Source organism: Spirosoma sp. 48-14 (genome assembly GCF_001898575.1).
Classification (GTDB): Bacteria; Bacteroidota; Bacteroidia; order Cytophagales; family Spirosomataceae; genus Spirosoma.
Genome location: NZ_MKUD01000037.1, coordinates 74,716 through 100,544, shown reverse-complemented (window position 1 = coordinate 100,544; position 25,829 = coordinate 74,716). Strand labels below are relative to the sequence as shown.

Genomic DNA, 25,829 nt, shown 5'->3' with positions numbered 1-25,829 from the left:
ACTACCAAATGCCCGAATACGGGGCTCCAGTTATAAAGATGGATAGGTCTTTTTTAAGTAAGACAAGTACCGTTTAAAATCTCCTTTGAATCGGTTTTCAAACTCCTGCCGAAACCGATTCTGCTGTTTTCGATAGGTTAAGTACCCAATAAAATACGCATTATTGGGTAAGTATGGTTTACTAAGATTCCGTTTTTTTATTGAACGTACACTTAGTGCCTTTCGTTGGTCGGTAATCGTGTCGGACGAGGCCACAATTTGCCGGATTGTTTTCCACTTCAGCGAATCTTTGATAGTTACTGAGGTCTTGGGTTTAAACGTCCGGTATAAACTATCGAGCGTTCGGGTTCCGCGCAAGATGTGCTCATCGTATCGTTCGTAAAACGCTTTACTGGCCAGATAGTTCTGGTAAGGCTCAGAGGCTTTCCCATACTTATAAGCCAGAAATCGTAATGATCCGTATTCGCCTACGAAATCAGCCAGGTTTTCGTTGTATTCTAAACTATTTTTTATGAACAACGTTCCATGCGTCAGTTCATGAATAATTAATTCTGCCAGGCTACCTATCGGTTTGTCCAGAAAGCTGGACAGAATCGGATCGTCTAAAAATCCTAATGTCGACCAGGCTGATACTTCTCCAATCCGGGTGTCGAACCCTTCCCGCTTTAGCGATGATACCGTTGAGTCAGCACGATCTTTTTCAAAAAAACCTTTGTATGAAAAGGTGCCGATGATCGGAAAATGCCATTGTTTTGCAACGAGTTGATACGGCTCAGCAGCTGTAACTACCCATAAAATTGGCTTCCCTTTCTGATCATAAAACGATTCATAACTGCCTGACTTATCTAAACCAAGCGAGTCTATAGCAAAACGCTTGATTTCTCGGATAAGTTCTATTTCTTTTTTCAATGAATCGGGGTAGGCTGGATCACTTACTATCTCCGCTACGGGCTTCGTGTTCCAGAGAATACGTATTTGCCCTTTTGCCTGCATCCATCCATAACTGACCAGTTCCCATTGCCAGACAACTAGTACTATCAAAACCCCCACAAGAATAAGAGCAATTTTTTTAATCATGAGTTGGAAGCATGCTTTAATAAGTTAACGTGCTAGTTGTTGGCTTACGTTACCTTCTACTAAATAAGTTTATTAAGTCAATGTATATGTCGCTTTATTAATCTTATTATTGCAAACGAAGTGGTTGTCGGATATGTACTGATAACATTAGATATACCCATCTTTACTTACTTTTAACTATTTAAATCCATGAAAAACAGTACCCATTTACTACCTAAAAAGGCTTATAAAAAACCAAAATTGGTTAAGCATGGAAAGGTAAACCAAATTACGCTACATGCTGGTAGCTAATGGTTATCTGCTTATCAGAGGGAAGCTATCTTCCCTCTGATAAAACAATTTCTATTGCCCAGTTTTGCTGAGAATCAGTTAATCAAGTGCCTGATAAACGGCAATCCTAAATTTCTTCACAAAATCACTATAGTAAGCGTAGGGCTGCACATTGGTAAAAATGAGCAGGATAAGTTCTTCTTTAGGGTCAATGGTGAATTCGGAGCAATACATACCGCCCCAGGTAAACGATCCGGGTGTCGCCTGATCACCATAATGGGAGTTCTCGGTAATCAGTTGGAAGCCGAGGCCAAATTTGTCTTTCCGATCCCATACTTCAGCAGCCCCAATCTGGTTTCGAAGCATCATTTCGACCGTTTTACGCCCCAGAATTCGTTTGTTGTTGAAGGTGCCGCCATTCAGCAACATCTGGCAAAGTTTGGCGTAATCTTCTACCGAACTGATTAATCCCGCCCCTCCCGAAAAATACGTTTTGGCGCCTGAAATAGACGAATTTCGATAGGCTTCGTTTGTGTGCAAGGTGAGCGGCTTATCCATACTCGATTTTTCGTACAGTTCGACCAGTCGGCTGGCTTTGCTGTCGGGCAGGTAAAAATAGGTGTCGGTCATACCCAGCGGCTCCAGTACGCGCTCCCGCATAGCAACGTCTAGCGGTTTGCCGGACAGGACTTCGACCAGTCGGCCAAGGATGTCGGTATTTAGGCCATACGTAAATCCAGCGCCGGTAGAGTCGGTCCCCGGATCGCGCAGGAGTGGGCGTTTGGCTAGTTTATTGATCGCATCCTCGAGTTTATCGGGCGCCATTGAATTGAAGAAAGGTACTTTAAATTCTGGTCGGCCATCAAGGGGGTGTTCATACGGAATACCCGCATTGTGGCTCAGCAATTGCCGGATGGTAATTTCGCTTTTTGCCGGACGTGTTTCGTAGGTGCCACCAACCGGGTCTTTTTTATCGTACCGCACCAGCACTGTCGGGTTCTTAAAGGCAGGAATATACTTTGAGATTGGATCGTCGAGCAAAAACTTTTCCTCCTCGAATAGCGTCATCAATGTGGTGGTCGTGATGGCTTTCGACTGCGAGGCAATTCGGTAAAGGTCATCGCGTTGCAACGGCGTTTTCTTGGCTAAGTTTCTGTATCCAAACGCTTTATAATGGACTACTTTGCCTTTATGAGCTACAAATGTAACTGCATTAGGTGCTATACCCTGGTCGATGAGGCCCTGTAACCAGGTGTCTAACCGTTTTAGTCGGTCGGCCGAAAAGCCCGCGTCAGCGGCCGATTTGGCAGGGGTGAAGGTTTGGGGTAAGGGTTGGGCCACCACTGAGGTGACACTAATTACGAAGAGAATGAGCAGGCGCATGGTTTAGTTGGGCCAATCGTCAGACTGGCTATTGGTCATTGTTCAGCGGCCAATTTACTCCTTTCTGAAATCCCAGGCTACCACTACCCAGGTTTCGCCAATGGCCGGGTCATAAAACTCGTGAATCGACTCGAAGCCGACCCGGTGGTGAGCGCGTAAGGAGCGGCTGTTATTGGCCGAAATATCGGTGATCAGCAGGCGAAAGCGATTGCCATATACGTCGCGATGATGCTGGAACATCCGGTCGAAAATTTTTTGTCCCCGATACCCATCGGCTACGCAAACCTGACCCATCACATACCAGGCATAGTCATGTATAGGTTTTCCTTCGTAGGTTAGGTTGTTGATCAGGTCAAACAAGGGCAGCAGCTCCGGCACATCGGTTCCAAATTCCGGCAGCATTGTCAGCGCATATCCTACAACTGTATCGCCATCTTTGGCAATGACGCTGGGAGCCGATTCATTCATACGGGTCAATACGACCGGATCATGCTCAACTGTTACAAACCCCTGATCGACCTGTACATGGAGCGGGACATTTTTGCGCAGGTTTTTTTGCTGAAGAGCCAGAATACCCTGAACGTCGGCATCTGATTGGACGGTGGTGATTTGCATACAGGTAACGCGGGAGGGAGCCCGCGATTGGAAGTACCTAGTTGCGGGTTTCTTCCCGCGTTACAATTCGATTGTTATTTTCTGGCAGCCTTTCAAAAAGTCGGTGTCCACTTCGGCACCAATACCCGGCGTTTCGGGTAGATCGATCTGGTAGCCGTTGTACGTAATGCCTCCATAAATCGGATCGATGGCATGCTCGAAACAGGCATCTAAATCATAAAACCGCACATTCTGACGAGCGGATGCAAAATGGGCGTTGGCCGTTAGCGCCAGCCTGGACTCCGACATACAACCGATCATGCAGGGAACACCAGCCGATTCGGCAATGGCATTGATCTTAAGTGCTTCCCAGATTCCGCCACTTTTCGATAGCTTAATGTTGAAATAATCGACCGCTTCGTCACGAATCAGCCGAATCGCATCGGTAGCGTCGAACAGGCTTTCGTCGGCCATGATCGGCACGGTCGAGGTTTGGCGGATTCGACGTAGACCTGCAATATCATGTCGTTTAATGGGTTGTTCGCAGTACTGTACATTCCAGCTACCGATGGCTCGTAGTACGCCCGATGCGGTTATCACATCCCAGCCCTGATTGGCATCGGTTCGGATGGGAATGGTATCGCCAATGGCGTTTCGAATGGCTTCTACCCGCTTAATATCGTCGTGAAGATTGGTGCCCAGCTTCACTTTGATGGCATCTGCTCCCTTGGCCTGGATACGGAGGGCGTCTTCAACCATGCGTTCGGGCGCGTTGATGTAAATAGTTTCGTCCGTAACGAGCTGCCGTTTCGAGCCACCCAGAAACTGATAAAGAGGCATTCGGGCCGCTTTGGCAGCAATGTCGTACAACGCCATATCGAATGCAGAGCGGGTTGTGACATGGCCGGGTAAGTAGCGGGTTATGGTAGTCAGGCATCCTTCGATATCGAGCGGATTGAGGCCCAATAGCAGTTTGGCCATGTCCTTGGCTGCTGCTAATCCTGATTCCTGGGTTTCGCCAACGATCATCCAGAAGGGCGAGCCTTCGCCCCAGCCCGTAATGCTTTCATCCGTCTGGATTTCAACCAGCATGTTCCGGGCATGCTCAATCGTGCCTAGCGAAATGGCAATAGGCGCTTTCAGCGGAATGTCGTAGCGATACAGGTGGATGGCGGTGATTTTCATTGCCCTTCAAACACAGAGATTTCACAGCGAGCACAGAAATTTTCTCAGTGTACTCGCTGTGAAATCTCTGTCTCCTCTGCATTTAAAAATTAGTTGGGAAACTGGCTTTTGTCCAGGCCGGGAATGATCCGTAATGCATTTTTGTAATACACTTTTTTCAGCACTTCGTCGGGCAGACCCATGCCATACATCCGCCAGAAAGCGTGGTACTTTTTGTGGTAGGGGAAGTACTCGTCGTCGGTTTCCAGCACCCGGAAATAGGTGGCGTATTCACTGGGTACCCAACTGTCTTTGCCAAACAGAATCCGGTCCTGATACTTCTCGAAAAATTTACGACTGGCTCGTGGCTGACGGCCTAACTCCGCGATGACAGCCCCGATCTCGACGTTCATGTTCGGGAAAACAGTCATCAGACTATCCAGCTTTCTCAGGTCGTTCGGATACCAGCCCATGTGCGCGGCAATGAACGTTGTTTTCGGATGTTTTCGAAACACATTGTGCTGTTCGGTAATCAGTTGGTCCCAGGGTACGGGATCATTTGGCCCCCGCTTGCGACCGGCGTGGAGTTTAAGCTCAAGCCAGCGTTCGTTGTAGCGGTCCATCGGGTCCCAGAACGATTTGGGGTCGGCGGTATGAATCAGTACCGGAATCCCCAACTGCCCACATTTCGCCCAGATAGGATCAAGTCGTGGATCATCAACCCGAACCCGATTGCCTTTGTCGTCTTTAACGCTGAAGCCCAGACTTTTGTAGATTTTCAGCCCTTTGGCTCCTTTTTTTACGTCTTCTTCCAGAATTTTGACCGCCTGTTCGGTCCAGCCTTTATCGTTTACGTTCGAAAAATTGATGTTCGTAAACAGCACTAGGCGTTTGGGGTTCGTTTTCTGGATATTGGTCAGAGCATCGTCGAAGAATTTCGTGCTTGCCGTCTGGTTATCGGCAAATCCACGTCCACTCAGATTAACCATTAGACCCATGTTCAGGCTGTCCATCTGGGAGAGGAGTTTACGCAAATCCTCCTTGTCCATCTGAAACTGGTGGTTGTGTACGTCAATAAACGGATACTTAGATCGGGTAAGCTTGTGTTCGGGGACTTTCAGAGTCGAAACGGGGTCGTATTCCTCAAAGCCCAGCGGCATATCGGCCGGTTTGGGTTGCGCTATAACCGACAAACTGAACAGGGAGAAGGCAAAGCCGATAGCTTGGCCAACAATTGGTCGTAAAGAAGAAGTCATATTCATTAGGTTATCAGGTTGACGAAGCGGGGCTTCATTCGTCGGGTAACAAGATACGAATAAAAATCAGCGAAAAATTAACGCCACACAATGGGCTGCAATGCCTTCGCCCCGTCCCACGAAGCCGATGTGTTCGGAGGTAGTGGCTTTAATCGAAATATCGTCTTCAGGAATGGCCATTACTCCGGCCAGGCAAGTTTTCATAGCTGGTATGTGTGGGTTTAGTTTGGGTTCCTGCAACACCACGGTTACGTCGACGTTTGAGACTTCATAGCCAGCTTCCCGTACCATCCGCAGCACTTCAGCCAGCAGAATTTTACTATCGACACCTTTCCAGCGTGGGTCTTTGTCAGAAAAATGGTAGCCGATGTTCCGCATGTTGGCCGCACCCAGCAGAGCGTCGCACAATACATGACAGACTACATCGGCATCCGAATGACCAACCGGCCCAAACGTACTCGGAATCTGAATGCCACCGAGCCAGAACGGACGACCTTCCTCCAGCCGATGAACGTCGTACCCTTGTCCTACGCGAATTTTCATGAAACAAAATTAGTTTGCCGAAGATAGGCTTCGACCTGAAGAATAAATTCGGATGCTGTTTCGACAGCATCTTGGGCGTCTAGTTCAGTAATCTCCTCATCTGCATCGTAATCACTATTTTGTCGTAGCAAAAATAGTTTGTGAAAATCTTTAGCATCAGCTCGTTCGAAAATACCCGTTTGAACAAAGTGTTCACCGAATAACATTTTTATGGATGAGTGCGACTTGCTGGATATGTTCTTGGTGGCAAGTAGTGCCCTAACAGCGTCGAAATAAGCATAATAAGCCCGTACGGTTGCACTTCGGTAACTCTCGTTCTGTAACAAATACCGGGCATCTCTCAGGCACTCCTCAGCCAGAAGCATATACGTATACACATTTCCACTCATATTATTTTTCCTTCGCGTCGGGCGTTCTGGTAAAGAAATAAGTCGGAATGAAGGTATTTTTTTAACGAAGCCGGTTTGACGGAAATTAACGTATGATGTGCATCGGAAAGATCATAAACTCGGTCAATCATGTAACGGATCTCCTGGCCTGGTTTCACCTCCTCATCATTGAGTACCACCATATAGTCTACGTCGGACTCTGCATGGAAATCGCCACGGGCGTAGGAGCCATACAAAACGATCCGATTGAGTCGGCCTCCATAAAGCTCCATGAGGGACTGCTTTACATCCTGCGATAAGGCTTGTAGCTGGTTTGGACTGAGTATCTGTGGCAACGAAGTGGCGTTCATACAAAAGCTGGTTTATTCGGCCACCCGGTAGTAGAGTGTCGAACAGTTTTCTTTCCGTAATATCTGACGCGCCGAAGCCTGAATATCGTCTGAAGTTATGGCCTGAATTCGTTCCGCTTCCTGATTAACGAAATCCGGGTTTCCGGCATTGGCAGCATAGGCTAAATTCATGGCGCGGTTCAATAACTCGACTTCCGAGAAAGCCAGTGTCGCTTCGGCCTGATTTTTTACCTTCGAAAGCTCTTCGTCCGATACGGGCTGGTCAATAAATTCCTGAACGATGGCTTCAACGGCTGCATCGGCTTCTTCCAGCGAAACGCCTTTATTGATATTGCCCTGAATGACCAGCAAACCTGGGTCGATAGAGGCTGTAATGTAAGCGTTTACGCTGCTAAACATCGGATTGTCGCGCAGGAGCTTCTGGTACAACCGCGACGATTTACTCCGGCCAAGCATATCGCTCAGCAGATCGGCCGTATGAAAGCCAGGGTCGAAGCGACCAGGCATGTGGTATACTTTGTACAGACTGTTGAGCGGTACTTTGGCAGCGGTCTCCAGCTTACGTGCTTCGGTCTGGACAGGCTCGGCTGGGAGTTGGCGAAAATACGGTTCCCCCGCCGGGATAGAAGCAAACCATTTGGTGCACAATTGCTTGACCTGCTCTACAGTCACATTGCCAGCTACGACCAGAATGGCGTTGTTGGGCAGGTAATATTTGTAGAAAAACGATTTGACATCGTCCATTGTAGCCTCTTCGATATGGCTAATGTCTTTCCCGATCGTAGCCCATCGGTAGGGGTGTTGCTGATAGGCCAGCGGCCGGAGTTTGAGCCACGCATCACCGTAAGGTTGGTTCAGGTAGCGTTGTTTAAACTCTTCAATAACCACTTTTTGCTGTACGTCAAGTACTTGTGGGTCAAAAGACAGACTCAGCATCCGGTCCGACTCAAGCCAGAAGGCCGTTTCCAGATTAGCGGCTGGCAGAGTGATGTAATAGTTGGTAATATCGGGGCTGGTGAAGGCATTGTTTTCGCCCCCTACTTTCTGTAACGGTTCGTCGTAAACCGGAATATGCCGTGATCCCCCAAACATCAAATGCTCAAACAAATGGGCAAAACCCGTTTTGGACGGGTTTTCATCGCGTGAACCGACATTGTATAAAATATTGACAACGGCCATCGGCGTCGATTCGTCTTCATGGACGAATACCCGCAGACCATTATCCAGAACAAACTCTTCGTAATGAATCATAGCTAAACAATAGCAATTAACCTTCGTTTGGTTAAGCGCATTGAACAAAAGTACACTTCTGACTGTATAGAATCAAACGGCATAACCGCACCCACAGCTTTGTCCATCCTGAAAACTATTTTTTTGAGTCTGCTCGTTGCTGTAGTCCCGCTGATGGCGCCAGCGCAGACCATAAACGACCCTTTGGCTCAACAAACCATTCTGAAGGCCCTCGATCATATCTATAGCCTTGAGTTTTCGGAGTCGGATGCCCTGATCCGTCAGCTACAGAACCGCTATCCACAGAATCCGGCGGCCTACGTCTTACGCGCCACCCAACTGGATATTCAGCACCTGCCATTGGCCGAAAATAAAGCGGCTACAGCTCAGTTTGTTCAGGCTGTTGAGCAGGGTTTGCAGCTATCGAAGCGAATGCTCGATAAAAACGAAGATGATCCCGAAGCCATTTTCTTTATGCTGACCTGCCATAGTTATATGGCTATGCTCTACAACAATCAGGGGGAATCGCTCAAAGCCGTTGGGGAGTCGAAAAAGGCGTATAGTTACCTGCGTGATGGGTTTAAGCTGATGGAAAAGAACCCGGATTTTTATTTCACCACCGGCCTCTATAACTACTACGTCGAACGCTACCCTATCGACCACCCGATTGTTCGGCCGTTTATGGTTTTCTTCGCTGATGGTGATATTCCGCTGGGTATTCGTCAGATGGATGTGGCTACCCGGAAGGCTGTTTTTATGCGACCCGTGGCCAATTATTATCTGGCGCATTTGCTGATGAAGCATGAAACAAACCCGGCAAAGGCTGCCGGATATACAAAGTATCTGGTCGATAAGTACCCCAATAATCCGCTGTTTGCCATGAGCTACGCAGAGTCGTTACTGCTGGCGGGCCGCTATGCCGAAGCCCGGCCGTATGTGCAACGGTTAAAGCAGATGCCCAATAAACTGGTTCCATTGGCGTATCATACCTTTTCGGGTATGCTGGCCGAGCACCTGGATAAAGACGACAAAGAAGCGGCTGAGTATTATAATCAATCGCTCAAACTGCCTTACAACGACCCTTATACAAAAGAGTATTTGGCTTTTGCCTATGCGGGCCTGGCCCGAATTGCTGCTCGTAACAACGACTCGAACCGAGCCAAAATGTATTATAAAAAAGCTTTATCGATAGGGGAATACAAGTCGTTGATCAAGGAGGCTAAAACGTATAAATAGGATGTATGATATAGAATGTATGATGTATTTGCTGGTAGTGAACGTTTAATACGCTCTATATCCTATATCACCCACAGGGGCGGCCTTATGCACAAGCTAACTTACCAAACATAGCCGCCTGCCTTTACCCCTCATGTGTATGTACTTTATAATTGCAGGCTACTGATAGTCAATTATGTATAAAAATTCAATTTTATAGTTATTCCGGGTTCGTTCGCCCGCGAACACGGTGGTGGTTGGGCTGCCCCGCTTCCCTTATGGATGTGCCCTTTGTCAACGGAAAGTCTGCCTAACTCATTATTTATTCAGACTTTTCTCATACAGAGCCTCAATTTTATTCCAATACTCACCCTTATCTTGTAGCTCGTTCATCTGTTCCTCAATGGTTTCAATTTTGTCAATTATTTTGTAGCCGAATACTTCTTCAATATCTGCTTCTGGCAAATCATCTGCCAAGTTGATACCATCCTTCAACTGGTATTTCGACTCGGCTAAGGAACGAGCTTTTTTGAACAGCGAAAGGTACTTTTTATGGCTAGATTGTTCAACTGCCGTTTCAAACCGGTCAACTTGGTTCTTGTCATAGTTAATAAATATAGATAACAAGCCGTCGTTACCGATAACCGATTCTAATTCTCCGATTACATAAACCAGCCGAATTGTATAAGGGAGCAATTCAATAATTTGATCCTCTTTATCGGGAAATGTTGCGATCAAATCATTAATACGGCTTCCAACTTCATTGGGTAACTCGGTAAGCACAACATTTGCAAAGTCTAAATTTTTTATGGCATCTTGATAGGTGCTCTTTGGCATATCGTTGTTGTGGTTTATTGATACTCATAATCCCCATGTCAGCCAGAACGCAACTTTTAGCTCCAAGCTATCTAATGATGGCATTTCTACTGTCGTAGTAGACGCGGAAATAGCAATTTAAACCTACCTTATGCGTCAAGCCATAAAACGGAATTGGAGTTACTACTTTTGGCTGCTAACCTATCCGTTATTGGGCTACTTTAGTAGTCCACTTCCAGATTCAGGACTTTACGGAGCTCGTGCAGGGCGGGGTTCTTTTCGGCCATGTAGTTGTATTTATCCTGCGAACTATAGATCATTTTCTTTACTTCCTGAATAACCACCTGATGCTCAATCTGAATTTGGCTATTTTGTAATTCCCGACGCAGATAGCCTAGTAGCTCAGGCTTTAGCTCCGTTAAAAAATCGACCTGAAGCGTATTGTCGAGCGTAATCCGAATCGTTGTGCCGTCCAGGACCAGATCGCGGTTCAATACAACCTGTTCAGAAGTGATGTCGTTCTGTTGTCGACGCAATCGGGCGAAGGTGGCCCATTGATCCCGCAATTCGTCAAAATTGAAGGGTTTGTCGGGCCGGGTGGGAGCTCTTACCGTGGCTATTTCCTCCGTGTCGGTGGCTGTTGATGCTGGACCCGCCGTTAAGGAGACGGTTGAACGCAGGCGGCTGCTAGCTGGTCGGGCCGGGGGGGCATACTGAGGTTTAGAGGCAACAGGAGTCTGGGCTTCTACCGTTACCGTTCCAGTGACCGGAGCCGTATGCCCGTTTGCCGGAGCTTTTTCTACAACCGATGAGCCATTACCATTGATCGATGGGCCTGATTGGTAGCCATTCACGGGTTCGCTCGTAATGGGATGCGTAGTTAGTGGCTGACTGGCAGGACTCGTTGAGGTGTCTGAACTACTGGCTGCTGACTGGCTGGGGTTCGGTTCGCCGTTTTTTTTTTCAGCGCCCGATTGGACTAACGAAGTAGCATCGCCGTTATGCGTTCCATTGAGCGGGAGTTCTGGCATCGAATCCCAGTTCAACGCATTCCGCAGATTAGCCAGTTTCATTAGCCACAACTCGATGTGTAGCCGCTGATCTTTAGCCTGTTTATAGTTCATGTCGCACTGACCACCCAGGCTTAAGGCCGAGAGTAAAAACGACATGGGGGCTCTGGCGGCTTGGTCGAGGTATTGCCGCCGAACGTTTTCGGTTACCTGAAGCAATTGAACCGTAGCCGGATCTTTGCAAACCAGCAAATCGCGGAAATGGCGGCAGAAGCCTACCACAAACTGATGGCCGTCGAACCCTTTTCTGAGGATTTCATCGACCGTCAGCAAACTCTGGGGCAAGTTACCGGCCAGCAGTAAATCCGTCAGTTTGAAATAGTAATCGTAATCGAGAATATGCAGGTTGTCCAGCACTTCCTTATACCGAATTACCCGGTCGGCTGCGAAAGTGACGTTCAGGTCGAACATCGATAGGGCATCACGGAGCCCCCCGTCTGCTTTTTGAGCGATCAAGTCTAGGGCTTCGGATTCGGCGGTAATATTCTCTTTCGAGGCAATCTTGGCTAAGTGAGCAGAAATATGCCCCGGCTGAATTCGGTTGAAGTCGAAAATCTGACAGCGCGACAGAATCGTGGGCAGAATTTTATGCTTTTCGGTCGTGGCCAGAATAAAAATGGCGTAGGAGGGGGGCTCCTCCAGGGTTTTCAGAAACGCATTGAAAGCCGCCGACGACAGCATGTGAACCTCGTCGATGATGTAGATTTTGTACTTTCCTGATTGGGGTGGGTAACGAACCTGATCGATCAGATTGCGTATATCTTCAACCGAGTTATTGGAGGCAGCATCTAGTTCATGAATGTTAAACGAAGCATTCTGCGTAAAGCTCACGCACGAGTCACAGGTATCGCAGGCTTCGCCTTCGGGCGTCAGGTTTTGGCAATTAATGGTTTTGGCCAGAATCCGGGCACAGGTCGTTTTGCCAACGCCACGTGGCCCACAAAATAAAAACGCCGACGCTAAGTGATTGGTCTTGATAGCGTTCTTTAGGGTAGTCGTAATATGCTCTTGCCCGACTACGGTGTCGAAAGTAGCCGGACGGTACTTGCGGGCCGAGACCACGAAATTTTCCATACTGCAAGTTAGCAGGTTGGGGGCGGAAAGGCAAAAGGTATTTGGTGAAGAAGGCGGAGGCTGAGCTAAGCTTTGCCCACAGGAATTTCAATACCACCTGATCCAATGTAAGTTTGCGGATTGATCGCCACTGAAACCGTTGGCGCTGTTTCCGAACGACTTCGTACGTCTATGACTATCTGGTATATCATTGATCTGGTTGGTACAAGTGTCTTTGCCATTTCCGGAGCGCTTTCCGCTTTGAGTAAGAAAATGTACCATGATGTAGTGGCGCTGTTTTTTGTTGGTTTTCTGACGGCTGTGGGTGGAGGGACCACTCGGGATGTTATTATAGGAGCCCATCCGATTGCCTGGATACGTGATCCTGCCTATCTGATTGTTATTTTCGTCAGCGTTATTATTGCCGTAATGGGGCGTAACTGGTGGCGGGGTGCCTTCCGACGGCCTTTGTTGCTGTTCGATACCATCGGTCTGGGCCTTTTCACTATTCTGGGCATGCAAAAAGCATTACTTGCTGGCGTAAACGATTGGGCTGCTATACTGCTCGGTATCATCACGGCGCTGTTTGGTGGCGTCATTCGGGACACGTTCGTTAACGAGTTGCCCCTCATTCTGGATCGACAGTTGTATGTGACGCCCTGCTTATCGGGGGCGATTCTCTATCAGGTAAACGCGCGGTTGGGCGTCGATCCTACCCTCAACGTCATTCTGTCGGCAGGCTTGATTACCCTCTTTCGGCTCATCGCCATTCGTAAGGATTGGACGTTACCCCGGATTCAGAATTGACGCATACGGGTCGTGCGCCTGCCCATTTCTAGATCTCTTTTCCGCAATGCGGGCAGCGCTGACGGCTGTGCCCACCTTTATGAACACGGATATGTTCGTTGAAACCCGATACCAGAATACCAGTTGGCAAAGCGAAGACGCCAATCCCCACAATAGCTGCAATGCCGCCTAAAAACTTGCCCAAGGGTGTAATGGGGTGAATGTCGCCGTAGCCCACGGTTGTCATGGCCGTAACGCCCCACCACATGGTTGCCGGAATACTCGAAAACTTGTCGGGTTGCGCATTGTGTTCTACGTAATACATAATACTGGAAACAATGATGAGCATAAAAACAACCAGTATTGTGCTCAGCACTAACTCCTCCTTTTTGTCGGAAACGACGCTTTGAATGAGCCGAAAGGCATGCGAATAGCGCGAGATACGGAAGAGCCGGAAAATTCGGAACAGGCGCAGAATCCGGACGATGGCCAGATCGGTAGCGAACAGCGAAAAGTAGAAGGGGAATATGGCCAGAAAATCAATAATCGAAGAAGTCGAGAACATATAGCGTAGTCGACCCCAGAACGGATGATGGTATTTCTCATTTTCGACGCACACCCACAGCCGAAGAAGGTATTCAATCGTGAAAAAGCCGACGGAAAATACCTCAAAATCATAAAATAATCGGGCAAAACGCAGATTATACTCCGGCACTGTATGCAACACTATCGCGATAGCGTTTAGCGTGATAATGCCGATCAGGATCAGGTTAAAGATCAGACTTATGCCCCGGCGTTTTCCAGCCGAAGTTTCAAGTATACGATACAGTGATTTACGGAGGGCCAACATAACATGCTCGAAACGGTAGGAAATGCAAGCTACTCACCAAAAACGGAACTTACCATTCGAAAACCCGTAAAGCATTCAGGAATCTGCTTTTGGCAAAAATATTGTGATGGTTATTCGTGACTTGCTGATTGTGAGTCGTCTATATTATTGCATTTAACATTCAATAAATATGTTTTGACCACTAACGAACTATCCTGCAAAAAAACCGTTATTTTATTGCAGGATACGGATAATCTCTCTAACATTGTCCGCTTTTTTCCGCACAAACCAATGGCAAAGCTCGTTTATTTACCGACTTTCTTCCATACTACGCCATTTCGGTTTAGGTCCGAAAGGACTATATCAATTTGTTTGCCTATGCGGTAGACGTTTTCGCCCATTTTCTCGTTTTATTTTTCACAACAAACCAGCTCCGGATTGCGCTGTCTCCGTATACGCGGCTTTACAACCGCCATTAAACGACAATGATTAAGCCCGAAATAGTCAACGACCAATATATTGTTCAGGTTGCCAGTGAAGATCATCTTCGGCTGGCCGAAACCATCTGCCGTGAGATGGAGGAGAGTGCTAAGGCCCGGGGAACCGGCATCGCCAAGCGTTCGCCAATTTATGTCATGGAAAAAATGCTCGAAGGGAAGGCGATCATCGCTACGACACTCTCGGGCGAATGGGTTGGATTTTGTTATATCGAAACCTGGGACCACGGTAAGTTTGTGGCCAATTCGGGCCTGATCGTGCATCCCGATTACCGCAAAAGTGGAATTGCCACCCGGATCAAAGCCAAGGCGTTTGAACTCTCCCGAACGATGTTCCCGACGGCTAAGATTATCGGTATTACAACTAGTCTGGCCGTGATGAAAATCAACTCAGACTTAGGATACCAGCCTGTAACGCTAAGTGAGTTGCCAGCCGATGAAGCCTTCTGGAAAGGTTGTCAGACCTGCGCGAACTTCGATATCCTGACGCGAACCAATCGGAAACACTGCCTCTGTACGGGTATGCTCTACGATCCTGAAGAGCATAAGAAAGAGGAAAAGGATGAAAAATGGAATTTCCTGAAGGAGTCGAAGCTCTATGAACGCTGGATGCGAATCAAGAATCGTATACTGTTACGGTTGAATCCGTCTGAACGGTCGAGATCACGCAGAACCGAACGTGAGATGGAAGTAGCCTGAGCAGGTTCTCTCTTTTGTACTATATACGCCAAAGGCCCGGAGCATTTCCGGGCCTTTGGTATTTGTAGGCTGCTCAGCCTTACTATTTGAATGGTTTACTAGTCTAGATCCATCGAATTATTCATTTCTTAACAATTTGGTAATATTGGCTAGCAAAATTTTATTCTGACACACTGAGTTTTAGCATTAGTTTAATGGAATTTTCATCTAGTAGATGAAAAACAGCAGAATTTTATAAATATTTGATTATAAACAGCCACTTTTTAAAGATGGGTAGAGAATTTAGAACGTGAGAATTTGATAACATTACCGTAATATTTATGTATTATTAGCCTACCATTTGCCTCAGGTACGTTCGGGCAGTTTGTGGATACGTTGGACTATTGTTTCACCTAAACTGTTGGAGTCATGAAAAAATACCTTTACCTGCTTATGTTGGCTGGCTGTCTGGTAACACAAGCTTACTCGTCGCCTTACTCCCCGCATAAACCGGCAGCGCCCCAGGTTACACTGGAGCAACAGATTGCCCGGTATGTATCCTATCCAAGTATACTAAAGTCGACCAGGCTGGCCAGTGTTGTGGTGATTCAATTCCGACTCAATGAAGCCAGTGAAGTTTGCCAACTGAAAGTATTCAGTCAGAATGACGAGTTGAATAATTCATTACTTCGCCAGCTTACCAGTAAAAAACTGGTGGGTTACGGCCGTGTTCCCGATGAACTATATACCGTTCGGCTCCATTTCGAGCCTTAGGTAATTTTACCAGATAGCCCTTTTTTTACTCCCCGAAAGCTACCCTCACCTAAGCGGGTAACTTTCGGGGAGTTCGTATTTTTAATCCATATCGTTCAAAATGGTTTTGTAACTTAGGTCGTTATTTATAGATTATTCCTATACCGCACGACATGAGGCTCCGGCTCTACGTTCTTTTTCTTTTCATTCTTTTAGGGTCTACAACATTCGCGCAACAGAAGCTTAGGCTCAGCGTAGTGGTGCGCGATGGAACAACGAAAAAGCCAATTCCCGGAGCCAGTTTGTTTATTGCTGAAACCAAAGCAGGAGCCAGAGCCGATAGTGCCGGGGTAATTTCGATTAATCATATACCGGGTGTATTAACCCTTTATGTATCGGCAGTGGGCTACTTTCGGGGCCGCGAGACCGTCGTACTCGATTTTAATAAGCGCGTCGAATATTTTCTGCAACCCCGTTCTACGGACCTGGAAGAAGTCGATGTGCGGGCAACCCGCGAGGATAAAAATATTAAAGCCGTACAGATGGGGCAGATTCAGCTCAGCATGCCCGAACTGAAACGGATGCCAGTGGTATTGGGCGAACCTGATATTCTGAAAGCCCTGACTTTACAGGCTGGGGTCACAACGGCGGGGGAGGGCGCTGGCGGATTCAACGTGCGCGGTGGTCGATCCGACCAGAATCTAGTCCTCTTCGATGGGGCTCCTTTGTTCAATACGTCGCATTTGCTGGGTTTTTATACGAATGTTAACCCCGATCTGGTTCAGGATGTTAGCCTAAATAAAGGCGCTTTTTCGGCTCAGTACGGTGGGCGGGTATCGTCATTATTACTCATGAGTAGCCGAAATGGAAACAAGGACGGCTGGCGACTTTCGGGCGGAATCAGCCCGGTGAGTGCACGGGTAGTGGTAGATGGCCCTATCTCAAAAAAGCTCACGTTGCTGGCTGGTGGACGCGTTGCCTTCCCTAATTATCTACTGGGCTTATTTCCGTCAGAAAGTGTTAAAAACAGCCGGGCGTTTTTTTACGATGGTAGCCTGAAACTAACCTATACACCCGACGACCGAAATACCATTGCGGTGTCGGCCTACCGGAGTCAGGATAAATTTCGGTTTCCGGGCGATACCCTCTATGGCTGGACATCCGATGTACTGACCGGGCGCTGGAGTTTCCTGATACGCCCTAATCTTCAGTTCAATCTGACTGCACTCTACAGCGGTTATCACCTGAATGTCGATGGCGTAGCTCCCAGCCTGACGTTCCGGTTTACGTCGTATATCGAACAACGGGAAGCCAAAGCCGATCTATTTTACACCCTTCAGCAGAAGCATAAAATTCAACTGGGCCTGAATGGAATTCGGTACGATATCAGTACAGGCGACGCTGAACCGACTGGCGAAAACTCCAGTATCAATCCCCGTCGTATTGCACCAGAGCGTGGCCGTGAGCTAGGGGCGTATGTGAATACAGAATGGGAACTGACGCCCAAAATTACCTTGCAGGCAGGATTGCGGTATTCCGCATTTGCCTATCTGGGCGCACAAACAGTGTATAAGTATGTGGATAACCTGCCTCGCTCGGAGGAAACCGTTATGGATTCGACTCGCTATGGCAATGGTCAGGTTATTCAGGCTTACGGTGGGCTGGAACCCCGGCTGGCCCTACGAGTCCAGTTAACGAAGAGCAGTGCAATCAAAGCCAGTGCCGGCCGAACGCGTCAATACATAAACCTGATTTCGAATACTACCGCCATTACGCCACTCGACTTCTGGAAGATGAGCGACCGTTATATACCTCCTCAGATTGCCGATCAGGTATCGTTGGGATTATTCCAGAATCTGGCTGACAATACGTACGAATTGAGCCTGGAAGGGTATTACAAACGGTTACAAAACCAAATAGAATACCGCTACGGCGCCAACCTGATTCTAAACCCAACGCTCGAAACGGCCCTGCTGCCTGCCGCTGGCAAAGCGTATGGGGTGGAAGTGGGTGTAAGTAAGAATAAAGGCCAGTTAACCGGGCAGATCAATTATACCTATGCCCGGTCTTTGATTGCGGTGCAAACGCCTTTCAATGAGTTACGGATTAATGGAGGGGATTATTATCCGTCCTACATCGACCGACCACATACGCTTAATATTCAGGCTCGGCTGGCAATGTCACACAACTGGACGTTCTCGACTAATTTCGTGTATTACACGGGCGTACCGGCTACCTATCCAGATGGCCAGTTTACATTCAATGGGGAACCGGTTCAGGATTACTCCCGTCGAAACGCCGACCGTATCCCCGATTATCATCGACTCGATGTCGCGTTTTCGAAAGATACGCGGTTTAACAAAGCACAAAAACGGTATGGGGTCTGGACACTGGGTATCTACAATGTGTATGCACACAAAAATCCCTACTCCATTTATTTCACTCGCTATAACCAGCGCACTGAATCGTACCGACTGTCGGTATTTGGTACAATGATTCCGTCAATCGCCTATAATTTTTACTTCTAAACCATGCGCCAGTTCCTAAGTTATATCCTGCTTCTGACGGCGTTTATGGCCTGTATCGACCGGGTCGAGCTACCTATTCGTGCAGAATCTCCCCGGCTGGTTGTGGAAGGGCAGATTACCAACGAAGCCCCCCCCTATACGATACGATTGACCTATACCGGAAATTATACGAGTGGAGGGCAGAATCCGGCTGATCAATATGTTCGGGAAGCACAGGTAAGTCTGGCTGATGATCAGGGGCGGTCGACGCGCTTTGTGATGATGGGATCTGGACTGTATCAAACTATTGATAGCACATTTCGGGGGCAGGTGGGCCGTTCGTATAGTTTAACGGTTGTGTTGAACGATGGTAAACGCTATGTAACGAAACCCGAGCAGATGCCCGCTGTGCCCGTAATTGACAGTATTTCCAGTCAGTTGGTTAAAACAAATAATGTGGTTAAACCGTATGCTGTCTCATACGGTGTCAATACGATTGATCCGGCGAACGAAAAAAACTACTATCGCTGGACAGGCTATGGCTATACAAATCGGCTTTCACTCGGTGTGCCCTGCTCGCTGGGCAGTCCAAACAAATGCTACACCCGATGCTGGACGACCGAATCGACCAATGTTGTGAATATTTATAGTGATGAAGCAATTAATGGTAATTCCATCCGAAATCGGTTTGTACTCCGGATACCTGTTTATACGTTGGGGCCTCAACTGGTTGAAATACAACAATATGGTATGACGCAGGCAAATTACCAGTTCTGGAAGCTCTATCAGCAGCAAAACGCCCGGACCGGAAGTATTTTTGACCCATTACCGGCGCCTGTAACGGGTAATGTTGTCAACGCGAACGATCCATCCGACGTAGCTCGTGGGTATTTTGCCGTTACGTCGATTACCCGGAAACGATTGCGTATGATGAACTATAGTGCCCCCTTTTATCCCGCAGTTAACAGTTACATTGCCAGTCAGATTTTACCCGACGGCGACTGTCGCAATACCTACGGCCCAGTACCCATAACCGAACCTGATGGGTGGCAATAAGGTGGATTGGCTGCGCAACATTTTTCGTTGACGAATTGTTGCGCAACCAAACCACCTAACGAATGACCGAAACTCTATCACTGGTTTGGCTCCGGCGCGATTTACGTCTGCACGATAATGCTGCTTTATACCACGCACTTAAAAGTGGCCGCCCTGTTTTACCCGTTTTTATTTTTGACCGTACGATTCTGGATGCACTGGATGATCGAACTGACCGACGCGTTGATTTTATCGTTCAGGAAATCAATCGACTACAGGCTGAACTGACGGCCATGGGGTCAACGCTCATCGTGCGATACGGGCATCCAATTGCTGTATGGAAGGAGCTAATCCAGCAGTATCCCATCGATGACGTGTTTACGAACTACGATTATGAAGTGTATGCCAAAGAGCGGGATAAAGCGGTTGGCGAGCTGTTGAATGAACAGGGAATAGGGTTTCATACGAGTAAAGACCAGACTATTTTTGATCGGGATGAAATTCTTAGTGGCAAAAAAGCGCCCTACACGGTTTTTACGCCGTATAGTAAAAAGTGGCGCGAGGAGTTGACCGAATTCTACCTCCGGGCCTACCCAACCGAACGGTATTTCTCGCATTTCTGGAAAACCCAGCCCGAACGCATGCTTACACTGGCCGAATTGAATTTCAAGCCGGTAGGTGAACCTTTTCCAGATCGTACCGTGTCGGATGCGTTGCTGAACGGCTACAAAAAAACGCGTGATTTGCCTGCCTTACAGCATGGAACCAGTCAGTTGAGCATTCATCTGCGGTTCGGTACAATTAGTATCCGGGAACTAGCCCGACAGGCGAAAGCCGCCGACGAGAGTACCTTCCTGAATGAGCTTTGCTGGCGCGATTTCTACTTTCAGGTACTGCATCATTTTCCACACGTTGAAAAAAACTCATTCCTCCCTAAATACGACCGGATTGACTGGCGGAATAACGAAGAGGAGTTTGCGAAATGGTGTGAAGGGCAAACGGGCTACCCTATTGTAGATGCCGGGATGCGCCAATTAAACACGATAGGCTGGATGCATAATCGGGTAAGAATGATCACGGCTAGTTTTCTGTGTAAACACCTGCTGATCGACTGGCGGTGGGGCGAAGCCTATTTTGCCAAAAAATTGCGCGATTACGACCTATCGGCCAACAATGGAGGCTGGCAATGGGCAGCGGGTTCGGGTACCGACGCGGCTCCTTATTTCCGGGTATTCAATCCGATTCTACAGGCCGAAAAGTTTGACCCGAACGAAGTTTATATTCGGCGCTGGGTGCCTGAGTTCGGAAGTCCGAAATACACCAAGCCTATGGTTGATCATGCCATGGTTCGCGAGCGGGCCATCACAACCTACAAAAAGGCGTTAAACCAGCAAGAAGATTAGCGCACAGGTTGGGGAGCAGACTTATAATTTCCACTGCACTACCCAGCCTGGCTTAACTGCCTTTGGGCGAGGAACGCCAGCTAATCCCGTAACCGGGTTCATGGCGATCAGAGTGATCGGGATAGCTGTTTTTGTTTGGGCTGAAATGGCTTTCGTAGCTCGCAGAAATAAATTCCCCTGGGTGTCCACGTCATCGACAACGGCATAGAGTAGGTCGCCCGCCTGTAGCTCATCCTCGCCAATCTGAACCGCTTCGGTCAGAGCAAACGCCCAGCTTTGCCCAACTTTAGGCTGACCAGCTTTGAGTAGTCTGGCCACGGCATCGCCCGTAAAAACCGGTGATGCTTTCGGTTTTGCCTTCAGTAGCTCCACCAGTAAGCTGTCCATAAGCATGGCCTCATTTTTTTGAGCTTTGCCTGCGTCCGAGAACGATTCAATAGGAACGCCAACGGGATCTGGATCTTCGTCCTGAAGCCAGCCCATACGCCGGGCCTGTTCGCGTTCACGCTCGTATGCCTGCCCTGACGAGGCCAGCATGATACCTGCTGAGCCAACCCCGTACATTGGATTGGTGAACAGCTCTTTCATGGCCAGAATCCGGTAGAGGTAGTAAGCGGTTTCGGAATTAAGGCTCATGGCGTAATAATCCCGGTGGCCCGACTTGGTGATTTTACGTTGTACCATGCCAACTCCCCCATTATAAGCTGCCGCAACCAATGTCCAAGAGCCTAATTTCTGGTGCAGAAATCGCAGGTATTTACAGGCTGCTTCGGTCGATTTACGGAGATCGGTGCGTTCGTCGTTGCCCGCTGCAATCGAAAGCCCCATATCCTGCGCTGTATCGTCCATAAACTGCCAATAGCCAATCGCTCCGGCCGACGAAACGGCGTTCGATTGCCAGGCGCTTTCGATGAGCGGCAGGTATTTAAAATCATTGGGGATAGTATATCGGGCCAGAATTGGCTCGATAACCGCAAAAAAAGGAGCTGAACGAGCTTTCAATTCATTTACATGCTGAACATAGCCTGAGCTACCTGCCAGGGCCAGCGCTAGTTTGGCTGACACTTCGCCCTGTTCGGTAGGAACAATTTCACCGCAAAAATGCAACCGCTGTGGGCCAACCAGTGGACGTGGAGGTAATGGTTTTCTACGTTCATATTTGGCCGTTGCCAAAGCTACTTTCTTCTGCGCTGATGCGGGTAGTATGAGCAAACTAACGCTCAAAGCAGCCAGCATCGTACCTATTGTCGCTATTCTCAAAACAAAAGTCGATTGGTTGGACCTTTAGACAACGAATCAAACGAGCGGTTTAGTTCAGTAATGCGTGTGTCAGGAAAAGGGGAGAGGTTCATTTACAGCGCTTTCCAGGTTAGAATCCAACCCGCTTTAACCTGGTCGACTTCCGATAGCCTGATACCCGTGCGGCCAGTTGAGGCATCTATGGCAGTTAACGCCAGATTGTACGTATGCTTTTCGGTGGCTGAATAAAGTTTGTCGGCACGTAAATAAAGTTTATCGGTTTTGGGATCCACATCTTCAACGACGGCGTACAGTACATCACCTTCTTCAACAGGTTTGCCATCGGCCATTCCGTTGCGAGTCAGGTGGAATACCCAGGTGGCTCCTCGTCGTGCTCCCGATGATTCGATCAGTTTAGCCTTGATTCCCTCCCGGAATACATCGGCTGCGTTTGGTAGAGGTATATCTTTGGGTTTCCCTGTAGTGGTTTGCGCTACTTCTTCATCAGGGGCTTCAATGGCGTTCTCTGTCACGGTATTGATGAGCGACTCCGATAAGATGGGTTCGTCCTGGTCACGTTCATCAGGAGGAGTCAGCGGCTCACTCAAGTACGCCATCATTTGCTCGGGAATGAGTTGCCGGTACGATCGATAGTTGGAAAACAGCTCTTTAAACGCCAGAATCCGGTATAAATATTTGCCCGTTTCGGCATTCAGGCGCAGGTAGTAGTAATCACGCTGTTGCTGGCGACGGATGTTTCCTAATAAGGCACCGATACCATTATTATAGGCGGCTGCCGCTAAGGTCCAGGAGCCCAGGCGATTATACAGATACCGTAGATACCGGCAGGCGGCATTCGTCGATTTGACCAGGTTCCGGCGTTCGTCACGTCCTGGTTCAATAATAAGCCCCAGTTCTCGTGCTGTTGCAGGCATAAACTGCCAATACCCAACGGCACCTTTAGGCGATACCGCCATGCCCGTTAGTGCACTTTCGACCAATGGCAAATACTTGAAATCCAGCGGTATATTATGCTTGAGCAGAATCGGTTCGATAATTGGGAAAAAGACAGCCGCGCGTTGCCGCATCCGGTAAATAGCCTGATTTTGAGCTGTATTATGCGCTAGAGCGGATACCAATCGACGGGCGACCGATTCTTCATGTAACGGCACCGATTCTCCGCAGAAATAAACGGAAGGCAAGAGTCGGGTCAGCCCCGGATCAAAGGGCGAGTGCAGACTATTTTGATGGGTTAGCGGCCTGTTTGCTGATAGTGGAAGCAACTCATTGGAGACTGAAACACACGCCACAACCAGACCCGTTGCCAATGAAAAAGAGGCTAACAAGTTCATTAAACAGTAATCTTTCCATGTATGGGTTACTGTTTGTTTAGACGTAAATAAAAGTCTATAGTAACGATATAGTTTCTATGTTTTCTATTATGACACGTTGAATGTTGCAATCTATTGAAAAACATAAACGCAGAAAGCCGCTTCTGAAGCGGCTTTCTGCGGTGACATATAGGTGATTTTAATGGACTACAACCAATCCCAGAAGTGCAGTGGCCGTATGCCTTCGCCCTCTCCCTGCTTCAGCTGGAGAATACGAGGGCGACGGAAACGGAGTACCATCAGCCCCATCATGAGTTTTTTGATGGGCAAGTGAGCGCCCTGTTTTTCCAGAGCAGCATCTGGTGCATTTGGTGTATGTTTTACCAGAGCGGCACTGGCAATCAACTGATCGGTATCTGACGGTGCTTTGGTTAATGCATTGTTTGGTCGAGGACCCCAGATTGGCGATGTATACTCTTCATCAATCAGCTCGATAGTCGGAGCATCCTTGATCTTTCTGGGAACAGCCAACGGCTTATGCCAGCTCGGTAGGGGTTTGGTCAGCTCGGCAATCGTTGACCCACTAAGCAGCAACGCATACTGGCGGGGGTTGGTCAGCAGTTCTTTAAATGCCAGAATCTGGAACAGATAAGAACTGGTTTCGCGGTGAAGCCGAAGCCGGTAATAATTCGAATGGCCTTGCTGCTCCATCTTGTTCATAACGTGCGTGATCCCTCCGTTGTAGGCTGCGGCTACCAGCGTCCAGGAACCCAGTACTTTGTACAACTGGTGCAAGTGCCGACAAACCGCTACCGTTGATTTCTGAAGGTCACGGCGTTCATCCACCTTACCACTTACTTTCAATCCCAGCTCGCGGGCTGTTCCTGGCATGATCTGCCAATACCCGGCGGCTCCTTTATACGATACGCTGTGGTTGTTGAGCGCACTTTCGGCCAGCGGCATAAACCGAAAATCGCGGGGAATTTTGTACTTCCGTAAGATGGGGTCAATAATGGGGAAGAATTCAGACGCTTTGGTCCGAAGATCCATCAGAAAAGCTTCCTGGGCACCATAATTGCGTAGCGTTTGTGCCCATCGGCGCGATACGCGGGGTTCATTGACGGGTACTTCTTCGCCACAGAAATAAATTGGAAACAGGCGTTTGGTCGAATCAACGACTAGTAATTGAGGGTTGTTCAGCCCGCTTGATAACGGAAGTACCCGGCTCGTATCGGCTCCGAAAAGTGGGGACCAACTTGGTAGCGTAGTGACGCCAATCCCCGGCTTCATGGTAGCCATGAGCAGTGAAAAACTTACTTCTTTAATCAAAATTATAGTAGTTGTTGTGAGACATAGAGACGAAAAAACCCGCACAGTAGTAACGGGCTCGTAATCTTTACTGAAACGAATTTAGCTGATTATCTGGTATATACCAAATCTGGTCTCTAAGAATTATCCAACGGTACTACTGAAAACAGGATTATATCTTTATTGCAGACCCGCAACCAGGGTCAGTTTGCCATAGTCGTATTTGCCGCCTAAATACTCGTAAACAGCTTTTAAGCGCCCTTCTTCGATGCCAACTACGCCGATGGCTTTTTCAATTTCCCGGCGCTCATAAGGGTCAATTAATGAGGCCAAATCGATGTCGTAGCCCGACCGGGAAAGTTGTACCAGATGGCTGGCTACAGAGCCGCTTGTGAGCTGGCGCTCGACCGCAATTTCCTCAATCGACAGGCCTCTATTATAGAGGTCAAGCGTGAGTAGCTGGGTCGAACCTTTCGGTTTTTCTCCGGCTTGTGCACGTCCCCGCACATACCCTACAATCTCGTCCAGAAACTGCTTCCCGAACAACTGAAGTTTACGTTCACCCACCCCACTGACATTCCGTAAGGCATCGGGAGTCGTCGGCTTCTGGCGGGCCATATCTTCGAGGGTCGTGTCGGTGAAGATAACGTAGGCTGGCACATTCTGCTCGTCGGCGAGTTGCTTGCGCAGAACCCGGAGCCGTTCGAAAAGTTCATCTCGCTGCGACTCGGTTTTGGTTCTGGGCTTTTCGGCCACTGGTTTGGGCGCGTCGTCGGGTCGAACCAGATCTATTTTTCGACCGCTATATAGAACCTGGTCGGCCAGAATACCCCGCCGTAACGCATAATGCTGGTCGTAAGCGATTTCGATAACCCCGATGTTGATGAGCTGATGCAGGTAATTTCGCCAGTCTTCAAACCGAATGTCGCGTCCGGCTCCGTAGGTTTTTATCTGGTCGTATCCTCCCTGCAATACCTGCTGGCTGCGCGAACCCCGAAGAATGTCGATCAGCAGATTCATCGGTACGCGCTCGCCCGTCCGTACCATTGCCGA

Annotated in this window: 23 protein-coding genes; 7 read left to right on the top strand and 16 right to left on the bottom strand. The window is 48.3% G+C overall.

Annotation, left to right across the window (positions count from 1 at the left end; translation table 11 throughout):
- Positions 1-30 precede the first annotated feature (30 nt).
- The 9 genes from BGO59_RS19335 to BGO59_RS19295 form a co-directional block, all read right to left on the bottom strand.
- A complete protein-coding gene (locus BGO59_RS19335) occupies positions 31-1,077 on the bottom strand; it encodes an aminopeptidase (protein ID WP_293685781.1) in 1,047 nt (348 codons plus the stop codon).
- A gap of 369 nt (positions 1,078-1,446) precedes the next feature.
- The gene (locus BGO59_RS19330; RefSeq protein ID WP_293685779.1) at positions 1,447-2,730 is read right to left on the bottom strand and encodes a serine hydrolase; all 1,284 of its coding nucleotides are present in this window, start codon (positions 2,728-2,730) and stop codon (positions 1,447-1,449) included.
- 54 nt (positions 2,731-2,784) lie between these two features.
- A complete protein-coding gene (locus BGO59_RS19325; protein WP_293685777.1) occupies positions 2,785-3,345 on the bottom strand; it encodes a GNAT family N-acetyltransferase in 561 nt (186 codons plus the stop codon).
- 60 nt (positions 3,346-3,405) lie between these two features.
- Positions 3,406-4,509 (bottom strand): mandelate racemase/muconate lactonizing enzyme family protein, encoded by a 1,104-nt coding sequence (locus BGO59_RS19320; protein ID WP_293685775.1) that lies wholly within the window; start codon positions 4,507-4,509, stop codon positions 3,406-3,408.
- 89 nt (positions 4,510-4,598) lie between these two features.
- Positions 4,599-5,744 (bottom strand): amidohydrolase family protein, encoded by a 1,146-nt coding sequence (locus tag BGO59_RS19315; protein ID WP_293685773.1) that lies wholly within the window; start codon positions 5,742-5,744, stop codon positions 4,599-4,601.
- 66 nt (positions 5,745-5,810) lie between these two features.
- Positions 5,811-6,287: a 2-C-methyl-D-erythritol 2,4-cyclodiphosphate synthase gene (gene ispF / locus BGO59_RS19310; RefSeq protein WP_293685771.1), complete on the bottom strand. Its 477-nt coding sequence runs from the start codon at positions 6,285-6,287 to the stop codon at positions 5,811-5,813.
- Entirely contained in the window at positions 6,284-6,676 is a 393-nt protein-coding gene (locus tag BGO59_RS19305) for a HEPN domain-containing protein (protein WP_293685769.1), read from the bottom strand. Before BGO59_RS19305 ends, ispF begins: the two co-directional genes overlap by 4 nt.
- Complete coding sequence (locus BGO59_RS19300; RefSeq protein WP_293685767.1) at positions 6,673-7,026, bottom strand: nucleotidyltransferase domain-containing protein; 354 nt, start codon at positions 7,024-7,026, stop codon at positions 6,673-6,675. Before BGO59_RS19300 ends, BGO59_RS19305 begins: the two co-directional genes overlap by 4 nt.
- A 12-nt stretch (positions 7,027-7,038) precedes the next feature.
- Positions 7,039-8,277 carry a pitrilysin family protein gene (locus BGO59_RS19295; protein WP_293685765.1) on the bottom strand — a complete coding sequence of 413 codons (1,239 nt, stop codon included), beginning with the start codon at positions 8,275-8,277 and terminating at the stop codon, positions 7,039-7,041.
- Positions 8,278-8,376: 99 nt separating this feature from the next.
- Here BGO59_RS19295 and BGO59_RS19290 point away from each other — a divergent pair, with 99 nt between their 5' ends.
- Positions 8,377-9,492, top strand: coding sequence for a hypothetical protein (locus BGO59_RS19290; RefSeq protein WP_293685763.1), 1,116 nt, complete (start codon positions 8,377-8,379; stop codon positions 9,490-9,492).
- 297 nt (positions 9,493-9,789) lie between these two features.
- Here the strand turns inward: BGO59_RS19290 and BGO59_RS19285 are convergent, their stop codons facing one another.
- Together BGO59_RS19285 and BGO59_RS19280 are read right to left on the bottom strand one after the other, a co-directional pair.
- Complete coding sequence (locus BGO59_RS19285) at positions 9,790-10,308, bottom strand: hypothetical protein (protein WP_293685761.1); 519 nt, start codon at positions 10,306-10,308, stop codon at positions 9,790-9,792.
- Between the two features lie 200 nt (positions 10,309-10,508).
- Positions 10,509-12,431, bottom strand: coding sequence for a DNA polymerase III subunit gamma/tau (locus BGO59_RS19280; RefSeq protein ID WP_293685759.1), 1,923 nt, complete (start codon positions 12,429-12,431; stop codon positions 10,509-10,511).
- Between the two features lie 171 nt (positions 12,432-12,602).
- Between BGO59_RS19280 and BGO59_RS19275 the strand changes: the two genes are divergently transcribed.
- Positions 12,603-13,217 carry a trimeric intracellular cation channel family protein gene (locus BGO59_RS19275; protein WP_293685757.1) on the top strand — a complete coding sequence of 205 codons (615 nt, stop codon included), beginning with the start codon at positions 12,603-12,605 and terminating at the stop codon, positions 13,215-13,217.
- Positions 13,218-13,245: 28 nt separating this feature from the next.
- On the opposite strand, the gene BGO59_RS19270 is transcribed toward BGO59_RS19275, so the two are convergent.
- The gene (locus BGO59_RS19270) at positions 13,246-14,046 is read right to left on the bottom strand and encodes an ion transporter (RefSeq protein WP_293685755.1); all 801 of its coding nucleotides are present in this window, start codon (positions 14,044-14,046) and stop codon (positions 13,246-13,248) included.
- 464 nt (positions 14,047-14,510) lie between these two features.
- Here BGO59_RS19270 and BGO59_RS19265 point away from each other — a divergent pair, with 464 nt between their 5' ends.
- From BGO59_RS19265 to BGO59_RS19245, 5 genes are all read left to right on the top strand, one after another.
- Positions 14,511-15,221 (top strand): GNAT family N-acetyltransferase, encoded by a 711-nt coding sequence (locus tag BGO59_RS19265; protein WP_293685753.1) that lies wholly within the window; start codon positions 14,511-14,513, stop codon positions 15,219-15,221.
- A 408-nt stretch (positions 15,222-15,629) separates the two neighbouring features.
- Positions 15,630-15,974: a hypothetical protein gene (locus tag BGO59_RS19260; RefSeq protein WP_293685752.1), complete on the top strand. Its 345-nt coding sequence runs from the start codon at positions 15,630-15,632 to the stop codon at positions 15,972-15,974.
- A gap of 152 nt (positions 15,975-16,126) precedes the next feature.
- Positions 16,127-18,481, top strand: a complete 2,355-nt coding sequence (locus BGO59_RS19255) for a TonB-dependent receptor (RefSeq protein ID WP_293685750.1) — start codon at positions 16,127-16,129, stop codon at positions 18,479-18,481.
- Between the two features lie 3 nt (positions 18,482-18,484).
- A complete protein-coding gene (locus tag BGO59_RS19250) occupies positions 18,485-19,516 on the top strand; it encodes a DUF4249 domain-containing protein (RefSeq protein ID WP_293685748.1) in 1,032 nt (343 codons plus the stop codon).
- A gap of 62 nt (positions 19,517-19,578) precedes the next feature.
- The gene (locus BGO59_RS19245; protein ID WP_293685746.1) at positions 19,579-20,898 is read left to right on the top strand and encodes a deoxyribodipyrimidine photo-lyase; all 1,320 of its coding nucleotides are present in this window, start codon (positions 19,579-19,581) and stop codon (positions 20,896-20,898) included.
- 21 nt (positions 20,899-20,919) lie between these two features.
- Here BGO59_RS19245 and BGO59_RS19240 read toward each other — a convergent pair whose 3' ends face one another.
- From BGO59_RS19240 to BGO59_RS19225, 4 genes are all read right to left on the bottom strand, one after another.
- Entirely contained in the window at positions 20,920-22,158 is a 1,239-nt protein-coding gene (locus tag BGO59_RS19240) for a lytic transglycosylase domain-containing protein (RefSeq protein WP_293685744.1), read from the bottom strand.
- 92 nt (positions 22,159-22,250) lie between these two features.
- Complete coding sequence (locus BGO59_RS19235) at positions 22,251-23,489, bottom strand: lytic transglycosylase domain-containing protein (RefSeq protein WP_293685742.1); 1,239 nt, start codon at positions 23,487-23,489, stop codon at positions 22,251-22,253.
- A gap of 186 nt (positions 23,490-23,675) precedes the next feature.
- The gene (locus tag BGO59_RS19230; protein ID WP_293685813.1) at positions 23,676-24,767 is read right to left on the bottom strand and encodes a lytic transglycosylase domain-containing protein; all 1,092 of its coding nucleotides are present in this window, start codon (positions 24,765-24,767) and stop codon (positions 23,676-23,678) included.
- Between the two features lie 189 nt (positions 24,768-24,956).
- Positions 24,957-25,829 (bottom strand): HRDC domain-containing protein (locus BGO59_RS19225; RefSeq protein ID WP_293685740.1); only part of this gene is annotated, 873 nt, incomplete at its 5' end.

Excerpts from the sequence above, each read along its gene's own strand:
- BGO59_RS19335 (WP_293685781.1), bottom strand. The coding sequence starts at position 1,077 with ATGATTAAAAAAATTGCTCTTATTCTTGTGGGGGTTTTGATAGTACTA.
- BGO59_RS19330 (WP_293685779.1), bottom strand. The coding sequence starts at position 2,730 with ATGCGCCTGCTCATTCTCTTCGTAATTAGTGTCACCTCAGTGGTGGCC.
- BGO59_RS19325 (WP_293685777.1), bottom strand. The coding sequence starts at position 3,345 with ATGCAAATCACCACCGTCCAATCAGATGCCGACGTTCAGGGTATTCTG.
- BGO59_RS19320 (WP_293685775.1), bottom strand. The coding sequence starts at position 4,509 with ATGAAAATCACCGCCATCCACCTGTATCGCTACGACATTCCGCTGAAA.
- BGO59_RS19315 (WP_293685773.1), bottom strand. The coding sequence starts at position 5,744 with ATGACTTCTTCTTTACGACCAATTGTTGGCCAAGCTATCGGCTTTGCC.
- ispF (WP_293685771.1), bottom strand. The coding sequence starts at position 6,287 with ATGAAAATTCGCGTAGGACAAGGGTACGACGTTCATCGGCTGGAGGAA.
- BGO59_RS19305 (WP_293685769.1), bottom strand. The coding sequence starts at position 6,676 with ATGAGTGGAAATGTGTATACGTATATGCTTCTGGCTGAGGAGTGCCTG.
- BGO59_RS19300 (WP_293685767.1), bottom strand. The coding sequence starts at position 7,026 with ATGAACGCCACTTCGTTGCCACAGATACTCAGTCCAAACCAGCTACAA.
- BGO59_RS19295 (WP_293685765.1), bottom strand. The coding sequence starts at position 8,277 with ATGATTCATTACGAAGAGTTTGTTCTGGATAATGGTCTGCGGGTATTC.
- BGO59_RS19285 (WP_293685761.1), bottom strand. The coding sequence starts at position 10,308 with ATGCCAAAGAGCACCTATCAAGATGCCATAAAAAATTTAGACTTTGCA.
- BGO59_RS19280 (WP_293685759.1), bottom strand. The coding sequence starts at position 12,431 with ATGGAAAATTTCGTGGTCTCGGCCCGCAAGTACCGTCCGGCTACTTTC.
- BGO59_RS19275 (WP_293685757.1), top strand. The coding sequence starts at position 12,603 with ATGACTATCTGGTATATCATTGATCTGGTTGGTACAAGTGTCTTTGCC.
- BGO59_RS19270 (WP_293685755.1), bottom strand. The coding sequence starts at position 14,046 with ATGTTGGCCCTCCGTAAATCACTGTATCGTATACTTGAAACTTCGGCT.
- BGO59_RS19265 (WP_293685753.1), top strand. The coding sequence starts at position 14,511 with ATGATTAAGCCCGAAATAGTCAACGACCAATATATTGTTCAGGTTGCC.
- BGO59_RS19260 (WP_293685752.1), top strand. The coding sequence starts at position 15,630 with ATGAAAAAATACCTTTACCTGCTTATGTTGGCTGGCTGTCTGGTAACA.
- BGO59_RS19255 (WP_293685750.1), top strand. The coding sequence starts at position 16,127 with ATGAGGCTCCGGCTCTACGTTCTTTTTCTTTTCATTCTTTTAGGGTCT.
- BGO59_RS19250 (WP_293685748.1), top strand. The coding sequence starts at position 18,485 with ATGCGCCAGTTCCTAAGTTATATCCTGCTTCTGACGGCGTTTATGGCC.
- BGO59_RS19245 (WP_293685746.1), top strand. The coding sequence starts at position 19,579 with ATGACCGAAACTCTATCACTGGTTTGGCTCCGGCGCGATTTACGTCTG.
- BGO59_RS19235 (WP_293685742.1), bottom strand. The coding sequence starts at position 23,489 with ATGAACTTGTTAGCCTCTTTTTCATTGGCAACGGGTCTGGTTGTGGCG.
- BGO59_RS19230 (WP_293685813.1), bottom strand. The coding sequence starts at position 24,767 with ATGGCTACCATGAAGCCGGGGATTGGCGTCACTACGCTACCAAGTTGG.